The sequence below is a fragment of the Sphingomonas sp. Sph1(2015) genome, assembly GCF_001970915.1.
Classification (GTDB): Bacteria; Pseudomonadota; Alphaproteobacteria; order Sphingomonadales; family Sphingomonadaceae; genus Sphingomonas; species Sphingomonas parapaucimobilis.
Genome location: NZ_MQUI01000002.1, coordinates 1 through 12,927 on the forward strand (window position 1 = coordinate 1; position 12,927 = coordinate 12,927).

14 protein-coding genes are annotated in these 12,927 nt (G+C 68.4%); 7 read left to right on the forward strand and 7 right to left on the reverse strand.

Annotated features, from left to right (window positions below; translation table 11 throughout):
- Positions 1-498 (reverse strand): histidine-type phosphatase (locus BSZ14_RS01010; protein ID WP_139330246.1); only part of this gene is annotated, 498 nt, incomplete at its 3' end.
- 145 nt (positions 499-643) lie between these two features.
- Between BSZ14_RS01010 and BSZ14_RS01015 the strand changes: the two genes are divergently transcribed.
- Complete coding sequence (locus tag BSZ14_RS01015; RefSeq protein WP_076709352.1) at positions 644-2,452, forward strand: DUF885 domain-containing protein; 1,809 nt, start codon at positions 644-646, stop codon at positions 2,450-2,452.
- Between the two features lie 143 nt (positions 2,453-2,595).
- Here BSZ14_RS01015 and BSZ14_RS01020 read toward each other — a convergent pair whose 3' ends face one another.
- Positions 2,596-4,335, reverse strand: coding sequence for a chloride channel protein (locus BSZ14_RS01020; protein ID WP_076709353.1), 1,740 nt, complete (start codon positions 4,333-4,335; stop codon positions 2,596-2,598).
- A gap of 124 nt (positions 4,336-4,459) precedes the next feature.
- Positions 4,460-4,693: a hypothetical protein gene (locus BSZ14_RS19950; protein ID WP_076709355.1), complete on the reverse strand. Its 234-nt coding sequence runs from the start codon at positions 4,691-4,693 to the stop codon at positions 4,460-4,462.
- Positions 4,694-4,850: 157 nt separating this feature from the next.
- On the opposite strand from BSZ14_RS19950, the gene BSZ14_RS01030 reads away from it, so the two are divergent.
- Positions 4,851-5,957, forward strand: coding sequence for a DNA alkylation repair protein (locus BSZ14_RS01030; RefSeq protein ID WP_076709481.1), 1,107 nt, complete (start codon positions 4,851-4,853; stop codon positions 5,955-5,957).
- A 49-nt stretch (positions 5,958-6,006) separates the two neighbouring features.
- Here BSZ14_RS01030 and BSZ14_RS01035 read toward each other — a convergent pair whose 3' ends face one another.
- Positions 6,007-6,327 (reverse strand): hypothetical protein, encoded by a 321-nt coding sequence (locus BSZ14_RS01035; protein WP_042487819.1) that lies wholly within the window; start codon positions 6,325-6,327, stop codon positions 6,007-6,009.
- Between the two features lie 147 nt (positions 6,328-6,474).
- Here BSZ14_RS01035 and BSZ14_RS01040 point away from each other — a divergent pair, with 147 nt between their 5' ends.
- The 4 genes from BSZ14_RS01040 to BSZ14_RS01055 are packed head-to-tail and all read left to right on the forward strand — an operon-like array spanning position 6,475 to position 11,024.
- Positions 6,475-6,969: a Csu type fimbrial protein gene (locus BSZ14_RS01040; protein ID WP_241823589.1), complete on the forward strand. Its 495-nt coding sequence runs from the start codon at positions 6,475-6,477 to the stop codon at positions 6,967-6,969.
- Positions 6,969-7,700, forward strand: a complete 732-nt coding sequence (locus BSZ14_RS01045; RefSeq protein ID WP_083748024.1) for a fimbrial biogenesis chaperone — start codon at positions 6,969-6,971, stop codon at positions 7,698-7,700. Before BSZ14_RS01040 ends, BSZ14_RS01045 begins: the two co-directional genes overlap by 1 nt.
- Positions 7,678-10,077 carry a fimbria/pilus outer membrane usher protein gene (locus BSZ14_RS01050; RefSeq protein WP_076709356.1) on the forward strand — a complete coding sequence of 800 codons (2,400 nt, stop codon included), beginning with the start codon at positions 7,678-7,680 and terminating at the stop codon, positions 10,075-10,077. The genes BSZ14_RS01045 and BSZ14_RS01050 overlap by 23 nt, the downstream gene beginning before the upstream one ends.
- Positions 10,074-11,024 carry a Csu type fimbrial protein gene (locus BSZ14_RS01055; protein WP_076709358.1) on the forward strand — a complete coding sequence of 317 codons (951 nt, stop codon included), beginning with the start codon at positions 10,074-10,076 and terminating at the stop codon, positions 11,022-11,024. Before BSZ14_RS01050 ends, BSZ14_RS01055 begins: the two co-directional genes overlap by 4 nt.
- A gap of 391 nt (positions 11,025-11,415) precedes the next feature.
- Here BSZ14_RS01055 and BSZ14_RS01060 read toward each other — a convergent pair whose 3' ends face one another.
- Positions 11,416-12,057 (reverse strand): UPF0149 family protein, encoded by a 642-nt coding sequence (locus BSZ14_RS01060; RefSeq protein WP_241823590.1) that lies wholly within the window; start codon positions 12,055-12,057, stop codon positions 11,416-11,418.
- A gap of 5 nt (positions 12,058-12,062) precedes the next feature.
- Complete coding sequence (locus BSZ14_RS01065) at positions 12,063-12,245, reverse strand: hypothetical protein (protein WP_042487991.1); 183 nt, start codon at positions 12,243-12,245, stop codon at positions 12,063-12,065.
- On the opposite strand from BSZ14_RS01065, the gene BSZ14_RS01070 reads away from it, so the two are divergent.
- Positions 12,229-12,546 carry an aldo/keto reductase gene (locus BSZ14_RS01070; protein WP_445190528.1) on the forward strand — a complete coding sequence of 106 codons (318 nt, stop codon included), beginning with the start codon at positions 12,229-12,231 and terminating at the stop codon, positions 12,544-12,546. The two genes, BSZ14_RS01065 and BSZ14_RS01070, sit on opposite strands and share 17 nt — an antisense overlap.
- On the opposite strand, the gene BSZ14_RS01075 is transcribed toward BSZ14_RS01070, so the two are convergent.
- Positions 12,547-12,858: an ArsR/SmtB family transcription factor gene (locus BSZ14_RS01075; protein WP_076709484.1), complete on the reverse strand. Its 312-nt coding sequence runs from the start codon at positions 12,856-12,858 to the stop codon at positions 12,547-12,549.
- Positions 12,859-12,927: the final 69 nt, after the last annotated feature.

The following is a 12,927-nucleotide window of genomic DNA, read 5'->3' on the forward strand; positions in this document are numbered from 1 at the left end:
CCGCCGCGCCCGCGCCTTTGCCGCATCGAACGCCACCGCCCGCTCGTCGATCGGCGAGAAGATCGGGTCGGCCACGTCCTGCGGCTTGTGATCGATCGCGACGGTACAGCCGGGCGCGAGCGCGGCGGCATAGGCCTCGGCGGTGCGGATCGTGCGTTCGTCGCTATCGGCGACGATGCGGAGTTGGGCGCAACCCGATCGCGGCAGCAGGCCCGCCGCCGTCCAGACGCGCCGGTCATAGCTTCCCAGTCGCTCGACGCCCGTGCGCCCGTGCGGGGTCAGATAGCCCGGCGCGACCGGCCAATTCGGCCACGGCTGGTTCGCGGTGCCCTCGGGCATCGGCGGCGACTTGGTCGGTGGGCGGACACCGTGCCGCATCAGCAGCACGATCCGGTCGAGCTTCAGCCCCTGCGGCACGGCAGGCTCCTGCGCCGAGGCCGTACCCGCCAGTAACAGGCCCCATGCCGAAGCCCCCACCAGTCGCGCGAAAATCGTCATGAACCGCCTGCCCCTTTTGCTTTCCCGACCGGCGGTAAGGCGGCGGAGAGACAGAAAAGCGACACGGGCATGAACATTATGTTACAACTGCAAGGCGGCCGCATCCCCGTTTGACCTGTGCCGCCGTGCCGGTCATCCTACCGCCATGACCAGCTTTTTCTCCCGTCGCGAAACCCTGGCCGGGATCACCGCCCTCTCCGCCACCGCCTCCTTAAGCGCCGCCGCCCCCGCCCGCGATGCGGGCGCGCTGCTCGATCGGCTGGCGTGGCAGTTGCTCGAACTCGTGCCCGAGCGGGCGACGACGCTGGGCGTGGATACCGGCCCCCATGCCGATCTGCGGCGCAGGCTGGAGGATCGCTCGCCCGCCGGTATCGCGGCGCGGCAGCGTTTCCTGGCCGATGGCCTGAAGCAGGTGGCGCGGGTGCCGCGAACAGGGCTCGATCCCTCCACGCTGACCAGCCTTGCCGTGGTCGAAAGCGCGTTCCAGACCGCGCTGGACGGCATGGCGCTGCCCTACGGCGTCGCGACGATCGGTGACTGGCGCAACACACCCTATGCCGTCATCCAGAATGTCGGCGCGTGGCTGGACGTGCCGCAGATGCTCGACGGCGACCAGCCGGTCCGCGACCAGGCCGATGCGGAGGCCTATCTCGCCCGCCTTGCCGCCATGCCCGCGCAACTGGATGGAGAGACCGTGCGCATCCGTCAGGCGCGCGAACAGGGACTAGTGCCGCCGTCTTTCCTGCTCGAAAAGACGATCAGGGGCATGACCGGCACCATCGCCGAGGCGGCGAAGGCCGACGGCCCGCTGATCGGCCCGCTTGCCCGCAAGACGACCGCGATCCCCGGCGACTGGACCAACCGCGCCGCCGGGATCGTCCGCTCGGCAATCGTGCCCGCGCTGGAGCGGCAGCTGGCCGAGCTACAGGCACAACGCGGCGTGGCGATCACGGCGCCCGGCATGAATGTCCGCCCGCACGGGCCGGAATGGTATGCCTGGGGCCTTCGCGCCGGGACGACCACACGGCGCAGCGCAGCCGAGCTGCATGCCATGGGCAAGGCCCGGCTCGCCGATCTCCAGGCGCAGATGGATATCATCCTGCGCAGCGAAGGGCTGACCCAGGGCAGCGTCGCCGAGCGTGCCATCGCGTATCAGAAGCGTCCCGGCATCGGCTTTCCCGATGGCGACGAAGGGCGGCGGCAGATTGTCGCCTATATGCAGGGCCGGATCGACGCGATCCGCCCGCGCCTGCCCGATGCGTTCCGTCGGCTGGCGCGCGGGAATCTGGAAATCCGGCGGATGCCGCTGGCGCAGGAGCCGGGCGCACCCGCGGCCTATGGCGGCCCCGGCACCATCGACGGCAGCGTGCCGGGCAAGGTCTGGGTGAACCTGGGCGATCCGTCGATCCACAACCGCGTGACCATCCCCGACCTCGTCTATCATGAGGGGATACCCGGGCATGTCTGGCAGGGCGAATATGCGCAGAAGCTGCCGCTGATCCGGTCGATCCTGGCGTTCAACGCCTATTCGGAAGGCTGGGCGCTCTATTCCGAACAGCTCGCCGACGAATTGGGCATGTATCAGGACGATCCCGCCGGGCGGCTGGGCTATCTGATGGGCCTCGCCTGGCGCGCGGTGCGACTGATCGTCGATACCGGCATCCACGCGATCGGCTGGTCGCGCGACAAGGCGCTGGCCGAATTCGTCGCCGCCACCGGCCTGCCGCGCAGCAATGCCGAGAGCGAGGTGGACCGCTATTGCTCCTGGCCGGGTCAGGCCTGCGGCTATGAGGTCGGCCGGGCCGAGATCGTGTCGCAGCGCACCCGTGCGCAAAGGGTGCTCGGGACGCGCTATGATCTGCGCGATTTCGACCAGGCCGTGGTCGATGGCGGCAACGTGCCGCTGAATGTGCTGGCGGAGAATGTGACGCGCTATATCGACGGAATGCGCTGAGGCCGCTCATTCCTCCCCTGCAAGGGGAGGTGGCAGGCCGAAGGCCTGACGGGGGGTGTCCCGCTATCGAGAAGGGTGACACCCCTCCACCATCCTGCGGATGGTCCCCCCCATCTTACAGGGGAGGAATGAAACAAGTGCGGTCAGTCCTCGCCGAACAAGGCCCGCTGCGCCTTGTCCATCTCCTCGGCATAGCGGCGGCGGACATAGGGTTCGGACAGCAGGCCCAGCACCGTCCGGTCCGGGCCGACGACCGCCATTTCGTCGGCTCCCGCCGCGTCGAGCGCGCGCATGACCGCCTTCACATCCGCCTCGGGCGCCAGCGCATGGTCACGGTGGATGGCGAGCGTCGCGACCGGCTCGGCCGGGTCCAGTCCGTCGACATAGGCGCGCGCGGTCTGGACGATCCCGGCATAATGGTCCTGTTCATCGACCAGCACGACGCGGCTGGTCGACCCCAGCGGAAAGGCGCGGCGAAACTCGGCGATGGTCCATGCCGAGGGCGTCGCGCGCTCGACCCGGCGCATCATGCGGCCCGCCGTCAGGGTCCGCATCCAGCCGATATCGCGGGCGCTCTTGATCGTCTCGCCGCGCAGATGCAGCCGCCAGGTCGAGAAGGAATAGCCGAAGGTCTCGCGAACGATCGTCGTCGTGACCAGCGAGGCCGCGATCGCCGCCCCCGCCAGCGAGAAGTCGTGCGTGGCCTCCAGCACCAGCATCGCCATGGTCATCGGCCCGCCGACCACCGCCACCGCGAAGGCCGCCATGCCGACCAGCGCGGCATTTTGCGGATCAACGACCGGCGCTCCCGCCACCCACCCGATCAGGTCGGCATAGATATGGCCGAGCAGGCTGCCGAGGAACAGCGAGGCGAAGAACAGGCCGCCGCGAAAACCGAAACCCAGCGATACGATCGACGCCGCGCTCTTCATGATGAAGATGGCGGCGAGGAAGCTGAGCGGCAGGCCATATTCCAGGTCGAGATGCAGCGCCCCGTGACCCGCCGACAGCACCTGCGGCGTCAGCCAGGCGAGCGGGATCAGCAGGACGCCCCCCAGGACCGGCCGCCACGCCGCCGGGATGGGCAGGCGACGGGTCAGCGTCTCCATTTCGGCGACGGCGCGCATCAGCGCGATGCCCAACGCCGCCGCCACGGCCCCCAGCCCGGCATAGATGAGGTAATGATGGGTCAACACCGCCTCGCCCGCCACCGCATTGACGAGGTAGGGCTGTGCCCCCAGCATCTGCGCGACCAGCACGCCGGTCAGCGCGGCGGCGGCGACCGGCGCGATGGCGGCAGGCGTATAGGCGCCGATGACGATCTCGAAGGCATAGAAGGCCCCGGCCAGCGGCGCGCCGAACGCCCCCGCGATCGCCGCCCCCGTCCCCGCCCCGACCAGCACGCGCAAGTCGCCGCGCCGCAGCCGCAACCAGCTGCCGGTGATCGAGGCCAACCCCGCACCCAATTGCGCATAGGCCGCCTCCAGCCCGACCGATGCGCCGAAACCGTTCGAGATGATCGTCTGGCCCGAAATGACCAGACTGTCCGACCAGGACATGCGCCCGCCATGCAGCGCATTGGCCTCCACCGCGTCGACCAGCCGCCGCTTGCGCGCACCCGTGACCCGCGAGAACAGGACCAGCACCAATCCCCCCAGCGGCAGGGCGAGCAGCCCCCAGGCCGGGATGATCGTGCTGGCACTCAAGCGCTGATCCACCTCCAGCGTGAACAGCAGCCGCTGCAATCCCCGCGCAATCGCCCCTTGCGCCACGCTGAGCAGCCCCGCCGCCGCACCGATCGCGATGGCGAGCAGGACGAGGCTGGCTTCGCTGGATCGGACCCGGTGGCGAAACCAGGATGGCGAGAGTCGGGGGAAGGACATGGCGTTCGCTATGTCGCGAAACCGGCGGGCCTGCCAGCGTCGTCAATCGTCATCGGCCCGAACGGCATGACGGGCAACTCGGGCAGAAGGCCGACCGACCTTTTCCAAACCTGGACTCGACGGATCAGCAGGCTGCCACGAGATCGGGCAAGGCAGCGGCCAGCCGGTCGACCTCCGCCATCGACGTGAACAGCGCGGGCGTGACGCGGATGCACACTCCCCCGGCCGGTCCGGTGCGACGGACGGTGAAAATACGATGCCGGTCGAGCAGCAACTGCGCTGGCGTATCGAACTGGGTCCGGCCCCGCTCACGGGTGCCGGTGACGATCACGTCGCTGCCCGCGCCCGTATCCGGCACGGCCTGCGCTCAGGCGGCGAAGGTGCGACTATCGGCAGGCCGTGGCAGCGGCGTTCCGTGCCCGCGGCGGTTTGATGACGGCATTTTGCGCACACGATGTCGCGTCCATGCGGTAATGGTCGCCACCAGCGATATTCGGGGCGGACGACCGACCATCATGAGCGACGCAAGAATCTATCCCCTGATGAAGGACATTCTGGGCAGCGTGGCGGTGACGATCATCGCCGATGCGAGTGCGGCGGCGTCGCCCGTCTTCGACCGCGCGGGCTTTCTCGATGCGGCGCTGGACGGGCTGGAAGGGTTGTCGATCATGGAGCGGGTGCGCCATCTCGCCGACGCGCTCCATGGGGCCTTGCCGACCGACTATGCGACCGCGCTCAATATCGTCCGGGCCATCGCGCCGCAGCTGACCCACAGCTTCCAGGCCATGGCCGTCACTGAGTTCGTCGCCAGACAGGGCTTGGACCATTTCGATCGGTCGCTGGCGGCGCTGGCCGACCTGACCCGGTTCGGCTCGGCGGAGTTCGCCATCCGCCCGTTCCTCGCCGCCGACCCCGAGCGGACGTTGGCGCAGATGCTCCGCTGGACCACCGACCCGAACGAGCATGTCCGTCGCCTCGCCAGCGAGGGCAGCCGCCCGCGCCTGCCCTGGGCGTCACGCGTTCCGGCGCTGCGGGGCGATCCGACCCTGGCCGCCCCGATCCTCGAGGCGTTGCGGAACGATCCCAGCCTCTATGTCCGCAAGTCGGTCGCCAACCATCTGAACGATATCGGCAAGGATCGTGCGGACTGGCTGGTCGATCATCTGCAAGGCTGGGACCGGGATACGCCGCATACCGGCTGGATCATCCGCCATGGCTTACGCACGCTGATCAAAAAGGGCGATCCGCGCGCGCTGACGCTGATCGGGGTCGCGCATGGGGCGGCGGTGCGGGTCGACCGTTTCACCGTCGAACCCGCGACCGTCAAGCTGGGCGAGGCTGTCACGCTCGCGGCGGAGCTGTCATCCCTGACCCGAGCCGACCAGCGCCTCGTCGTCGATTATCGACTCCATTATGCGCGGGGCGCAGGCAAGACGGCGGCCAAGGTCTTCAAGCTCAAGACCTTCGACCTTGCCGGATCGGCCTCGGCCACGCTGGGCATCCGGCAGGTCCTTCGCGATTTCAGCACGCGCCGCCACCATCCTGGTCGCCATGAGGTCGAACTGCTCGTCAACGGCCGGACCATGGCCATTGCGGCGTTCGATCTGATCGGCCCGGCCTGAGTCCCCCCTTCCCCCCCTTGCAGGGGGAGGAATAGAGGGAAATCCAGCCTCAATTCCCTTCCGCGTCGACCGTGAAGACCACCGGCCGCCCGCGCGACATCGGGTCCCAGCCCGCCGCCAGGGCGGAGCGCACGCAACGCGTGATCGTCGGGTCGTCGAGCTGGAGCCGCCCGCGCGGCAAACCCTTGAGCAGCCGCTTCGGGGCGGGGAACTCCATATGCGCCTCGCGCCCGGCGCCCTGTTCGGAAAGCGCGATGGTCATGCCCTTCCAGCCTTCATCGTCCGACAGATGGGGTTCGCGCTGGAGGTGCCAGTCATAGGTGACGCCGTCGACGGTCACGCTGCCGGCCTGAATTTGGGTTTTCGACATGGACCGCGCCCTAGCACGTTCGGCGCGCCAAGGCACAGGCCGCCGTCATCAAGACCGCATCCCAAGATTCTCGTCCGATTCCGCAGCTTTAGCAGCTTGATAAGGACTTCAGCCTTTTGATGAGACGTGATTTGGAGGCACAATATCGTGAAACCCTATCTCGCACATATCGGCATCGCGGCACTGGGCTGCGTCCTGATCGCCGATCCCGCCGCCGCGCAGCAGAGCACGCAGTTCCAGGTATCGATGACGATCCAGGCCGAATGCCGCCTGACCTCGGCCAGCGACCTGGCCTTCGGCAATACCGGCGTGATCCAAGCCGCGATCACCTCGACCAGCACGATCGGCGTCCAGTGTACCAACACCACACCCTATAATATCGGCCTGAATGCCGGGGCGGGCACGGGGGCGACGGTGGCGGCGCGGCGGTTGACCTCGGGCGCGGGGGCCACGGTGGTCTATGAGCTGTTCCGCGATCCCGCCCGGTCGCAGATCTGGGGCAATACCCCGGGCACCGACACGCTGGCCGGGATCGGCAATGGCGCGGTGCAGTCGCTGACGGTCTATGGCCGCGTCCCGGCCCAGACCACCCCGGCGGCGGGCAGCTATACCGACACCGTTCAGGTCACGGTGACATACTGATGATGCCGTCCATGAAGCGGGCGCTTGCGGCGACGGGGGCGATGGTGCTGACGATCCCGGCGATCGGCCATGCCTCGGACATCCGGGTCGCACCGGTCGCCATCGACCCGCTGCCGGGCGCCCGCACGACCTCGCTGACGCTCAGCAATGCCGAGCAGCGGCCCGTGCGTATCCAGGTCCGCGTGATGAAGTGGACGTCGCGCGACGGAGCCGATGTCCTGACCCCCACCAATGACGTGGTCGCCAGCCCGCCCTTCTCCACGCTGGCCCCGCAGCAGCAATATCTGATCCGCGTCGTCCGCACGGCCAAGGCCGCACCGGTCGGCGAGGAAGCGTATCGCGTCCTGATCGACGAAGTGCCCGAACCGACCCGCGCACAGCCGGGCACCGTCAATCTGGTGGTGCGTCAGTCGATCCCCGCCTTCTTCTCCGACATCCCGCGCCGGATGCCCGATGTGGAATGGCGGATCGACCGGTCGGGCGGCGGCGCGGCGCTGGTCGGGCGCAACAAGGGCAACCGGCGCCTGCGCATCGCCGACCTTCAGCTGATCGCGGGCAGCCAGCAGCTTCTCGCCCGGTCGGGACTGGTCGGTTATGTGCTGGCCGGGTCCGACCTTCGCATTCCGCTGAACCCCGGCACCGCCCTGCCCGGCGGCACCGACCTGCGGATGCGGGCCGTTTCCGATGGCGGCCCGATCGAGGTCTCCCTTGCGACCCAACCGCGCCGGTGAGCTGGCCTGGATCATCCTGGCCATGCTGGCCTGCGCGCAGACGGCCGGTGCGCAGGACAGCGACAGCCTTCGTGTCGGGGTCGATGTCGACCCCAGCCGCCAGGATCAGGCGCTTCAGCTCGAGGTCTATCTGAACGACAAGCCCACCGGCTATGTCGCGTCGTTCACGCAACGCGCAGACGGCAGTTTCACCGCACCCGTCGCCCAGTTGCGGACGCTGGGGGTCAAGGTCCCGCCGGATGCGGTGGCGGGCGACGTCCCGCTGGAGCGCATTTCCGGGCTGCGCTACCGCTATGAACAGATACGCCAGATCATGTGGCTGGCCGCGGGGCCGACCGTACAGAACCCGACGTTGATCGACGGCGGGCGCGGCGACCGTTCCGGCCGGACGCCCGACCGGCCACCCTTCGGCGCGGTGCTGGACTATACGCTGTTCGCCAGCGGGGACCGGAGTGCGGTCGGTCCACGCTTTACCGGCGCATCGGGCGCGTTCGGGACGCGCGTGTTCGGTGCGTTCGGCCTGTTCGAGAGCAGCGCGGTCGGCCTGTTGTCGGATGGGCCGCGCTTCACCCGGCTGGCCACGACCTACAGCTATGAGGACCCGGCGCGGCTGGTGACGCTGCGCATGGGCGACACGATCAATGGCGGCCATGCCTGGACCCGCCCGATCCGCATGGCGGGCCTTCAGATCCAGCGGTCTTTCGGCATGCGCCCCGACCTCGTCACCATGCCGGTCCCTCGACTGCTGGGCAGCGCCGCCACCCCCTCGACGCTCGACCTGTTCATCGACCGGGTTCGCACCCTGTCGGCCGATGTGCCCCAGGGTCCCTATGCCGTCATGCACCCGCCGGTCGTGCAGGGTGCGGGCGTCGCCACCGTCGTCATCCGCGATGCGCTGGGGCGGGAAACCGTGCAGACCGCGCCCTTCTATGCCTCGCCCCAATTGCTGGCGGAGGGGCTGACCGATTTCAGCGCCGAGATCGGCTTTGCGCGGCGCAGCTATGCGATCCTGTCGAACGACTATGATCGGCGGTTGGTCGCCTCCGCCTCGGTGCGCCGCGGCATGACCGATCGGCTGACGCTGCAGGGGCATGCCGAACTGGGCGCGGGCCTTGTCCAGCTGGGCGCAGGCGGCGTCGTGACGTTGCGGGACCAGGCCTTGCTGTCGCTCGCCGGGGCGGTCAGCCAGGCCGGGGGTCGCACCGGCGGGCTGGTCGATATCGCCTTCGAGACGCGCCGTTCCGGCTTTTCGGTGCTGATCCGTTCGATGCGGACGATCGGTCGTTATGAGGATCTCGCCTCGCGCACATCGTCCTTCGGCCCGATCCTGGCGGGCGACCGACGGATCTTCGGGGCGCCGCGCGAGGTCGACCAGATCTCCTTATCGCTGCCCATCGCCGCGACCTCGGCCTCGGTCGGGGCCAGCCTGGTCAACTCCAGGACGGCGGCGGGAGACCGCTATCGGCTGGCCAGCCTGTCCTCGACCGCCAATGTCGGGCGTCTGTCGCTGTTCGCCAACGCCGTTGCGGACCTGAGCGGCGACCGCAGCTTCGGCCTGTTCGTCGGGGCCAGCCTGCCCTTCGGGCGACGCGCCTCGGTGACGACCGGCGCGACGGTGTCGGAGGGGCGCGTATCGGGCTATGCCGAGATGTCGCGCCAGGGCGCGCACGAACCCGGCTCCTGGGGCTGGTCGGTGCGCGTCGCCGATGGCCGCGAACGGGCGGCCCATGCCATCGTCCGCCATACCACCGGCTTCGCGCAGTTCGAGGCGACCGGCCTCTATGCGGGCGGCAACCTCTCCGGGACCTTGCAGGCGGAGGGCGCGGTCGCGTTGATCGGTGGCGACCTCTATGCGGCGCGGCGGCTCGACCAGTCCTTTGCGGTGGCCGATGCGGGCGCGAGCGGCGTGCGGGTGTACCGCGAGAACCGGCTGGTCGGCACCACCGGCGCGTCGGGCAGGCTGCTGGTCCCCGACATCGCCCCGTTCGAGCCAAGCGCGATCTCGATCGACCCCTCCTCGCTGCCGGTCGACGCACGCATCGCCTCGACCCATGCCGAGGCGGTGGCCTTTACCCGCGTGCCCGCGCTCGTCGCGTTCGGCGTTGCGCGTGAAACCGATACGGCGCTGGTCGAGTTCATCGATGGCGAGGGGTGGCCGCTGCCGCTGGGCTCGGGGATCGAACGGGCCGGGCTACCCCCGGATGTGGTGGGCTATGACGGGGCCGCGTTCCTCTATTCGCTCGGGGCGCGGAACGAGGCGATCGTCACCGATCCCGATGGCCGCCGCTGCCGCGCGCGTTTTCCCTTCGCAGCGCAACCCGGAGAGCAGGTCCGCATCCGGGCCGTCTGTATGCCCATGGCGAGCACGGCCCCATGACCCGGCTGATCCTCCTGCTGTTTGCCGCTATCGCCTGTCTGGTAATGCCTGCCCCGGCACAGGCGCAGACCTGTTCGGCCACGGTGTCGTCGATCGATTTCGGCAGCCCCTCGCTGCTGACCAGTGGTCCGGTCGATGTGACGGGGACGGTCACGATCACCTGCACCAGCATCCCGCTGCTCAGCGTCGTCAAGGTCTGTTCCGGCATCGGCGCGGGCAGCGGCGGCACGGACGGCTCCGGCCGGTTGATGACGGGCACCGCAGGATCGCTGCGGTATCAGCTCTATCAGGACGCGGCGCGATCGATCGCCTGGGGATCGCTGGACAATCCGGTATTGGGCACGGTGCCCGCGATCATCATCTCCAACCTGTTGAACGGGGCCGGTTCGGCAACGCGCACGCTCTATGCGCGACTGTTCGGCGGCCAGGGGACGACGGTGCCGGGGGCCTATCGCTCCAGCTTCATCGGCAACGCCACGCTGTTCAGCTATGGGGCCGAACTGCTGGGCACCAGCACCAACTGCACCGGCTTTGCGGGCACCGCCTCCGTCCGTCCGACCTTCGAGGTGACGGCCTCCCCCGCCAAGGGCTGTACGGTCGCGGCCACCGCGCTGACCTTTCCGACGACCGGCGTGCTGGCACAGGCGGTCACGGCGCAAAGCGGCCTGACCCTGACCTGCACCAGCCAGACGCCCTATGCCCTGCGGCTCGACGCCGGGCGCAATGCCGATGCATCGGGCGACCGCCGGATGCGGGGACCATCAGGCAGCTTCATCACCTATGGCCTGTTCCGCGACCCCGCCTTCTCATCGAGCTGGGACAGCGGAGTCCAGGCCTCGGGCACCGGCCTCGCCCAGGCGCTGGCGATCCATGGGCGGGTGCCCATGCAACCGACGCCCGCCCCCGGCCTCTATACCGACACCGTCGTCGTAACCGTGACCTATTAGAGCGGGGGTGATTTGCCAGATCGCGACGGTGATCCGCCGGCCGGTGAGCTGCTGCCGGTCTCGCGGACACGAAGACAAGCTACCTGCGCTTTGGCGCTCGAAGTCCACGGGGTTGAGACAGCCCAAGGTCGAGAGGCGTCGCGTCGGAGATAGATGACGTCTTCATCCGACCACGAAATTGCACCGCGCCGCCGTCCCTGACCAGGCAAATCCCCGGTGCGGTTGTCGGGCCGACATATGGCTCAGTTATCCGGGATCCATTCCACTGGATAATCGAGCAGTTGTTTGGTGGGGTGACCGTGCGCCCCCACCCTGTCGCGGAGGCGCAGCACCTGGTCGATCTGGTGCGGCGAAGATCGGAAAGGTCCGCCCGCCGGGGCGGCGGATCAGGTCAGGCGCAGCAATGCTTGTGCTTCTTTCCCGATCCGCAAGGGCATGGATCGTTGCGGCCCGTCTTCGCCTTCACGACAACAGTCGCCTTCGCATCGCCGACACCCGCACGGGCCGCATAGAGGCGCTGGACCATGTCCGTCAGTTCGACCACCGCACGATCCTGGAAGGCGTTGACCTCGACGCTGTCGAGATCGCTCTCGTCGCGCGCGATCGCGATCAGCGCCAGAAGGCGGTGCCATGGATCGGCCCATTCGGTATCGGCGGCCGCTGCGTCCCACGCCTCCGGGCGTAACGCGATCGCATCGGAAAAGCCGTCGACCCAATATTCCCACAGAACCTCGCCATCCCGCTCATCGACGTCGAGGATCGGCTGCAACCTGCCGCGAGACAGGTCGCGCGCAATCTCGTCGCGCCGCGCCGCGACCGCCTTGACGAACCATTGTACGTCGAGCGGGTCCTCGAAGGGTGGGACGCCATCGCCCTCGACGCCCCATATCACCGTCATCCATTCATCGACGGGGATCGGTTCGGGACAGACGATAAGCCCGGTTAGGAAACCGTCGAGCTCGGAGAGCAGCATCGGTTCTTCGACCGGAAGTTCCGCCAGCGCGCCATCGAGCCGCCGGAAGCGAGACGGCATTTTCCTCACAGGCTGATACCGCGTCGGCGCATCTGTTCCTCCGCCATGGCACGCAGCGGCGTCGGATCACCTCGGGCGAAGATGTCGGCGAAGTCGAGCAGATCCTCATCGCCCAATGCCGCCACCGCCGCCTCGATGGCGGCAAGGCGCCGAAGGTCGAGTTCCGTCCGAGTGGCGAACCAATACAACCTCGCCCACCGCGACGACGACGGGTTTATCAATGCGCTGGCGGCGGAGGGCGTCGCCTATGTGCCCTTCTTCCCGCTCGGCGGGTTCAGCCCGCTTCAGTCGGCGACATTGTCCGACGTCGCGGCGCGGCTTGAGGCAACGCCGATGCAGGTGGCGCTGGCATGGCTGCTTCAGCGATCGCCCAACATCCTGCTGATCCCCGGCACCTCGTCGGTCGCGCACCTCCACGAGAACATCGCCGCAGCCTCGCTGACGCTGCCCGAAGACGTGGTGGCCGAACTCGACGCGATCGGCCGGTAATCAGGCCGGTTGGTTGGCGAGCACCGCGTCGAGTAGCCCCGGAAACCGCTGGTCGAATTCGGCGCGGCGCAGTGTGTTGATCATTTCACGCCCGGCTTGCGTCGTCTCGATCAGCCCCGCCGCGCGCAGCAGCTTCAGATGGTTGGAGAGCGTGCTCTTCGGAATGGACTCGCACGGCGCGGCATCGGTGCAGCTCAGCCGCTCGGTCTCGGCGAGCCGCGCCACCATGGTCAGCCGGTTGGGATCGGCCAGCGCGTGCAGCGCCAGATCGAGTGGAACGTCCTCCAGCCGGGGGTGAGTGAAGCGGGCCATATAATCGATATAGGGCACCAATTCTATTTTAATAGTTCGGCATTCTTGAACTGTTGTAGCGTCATCCCA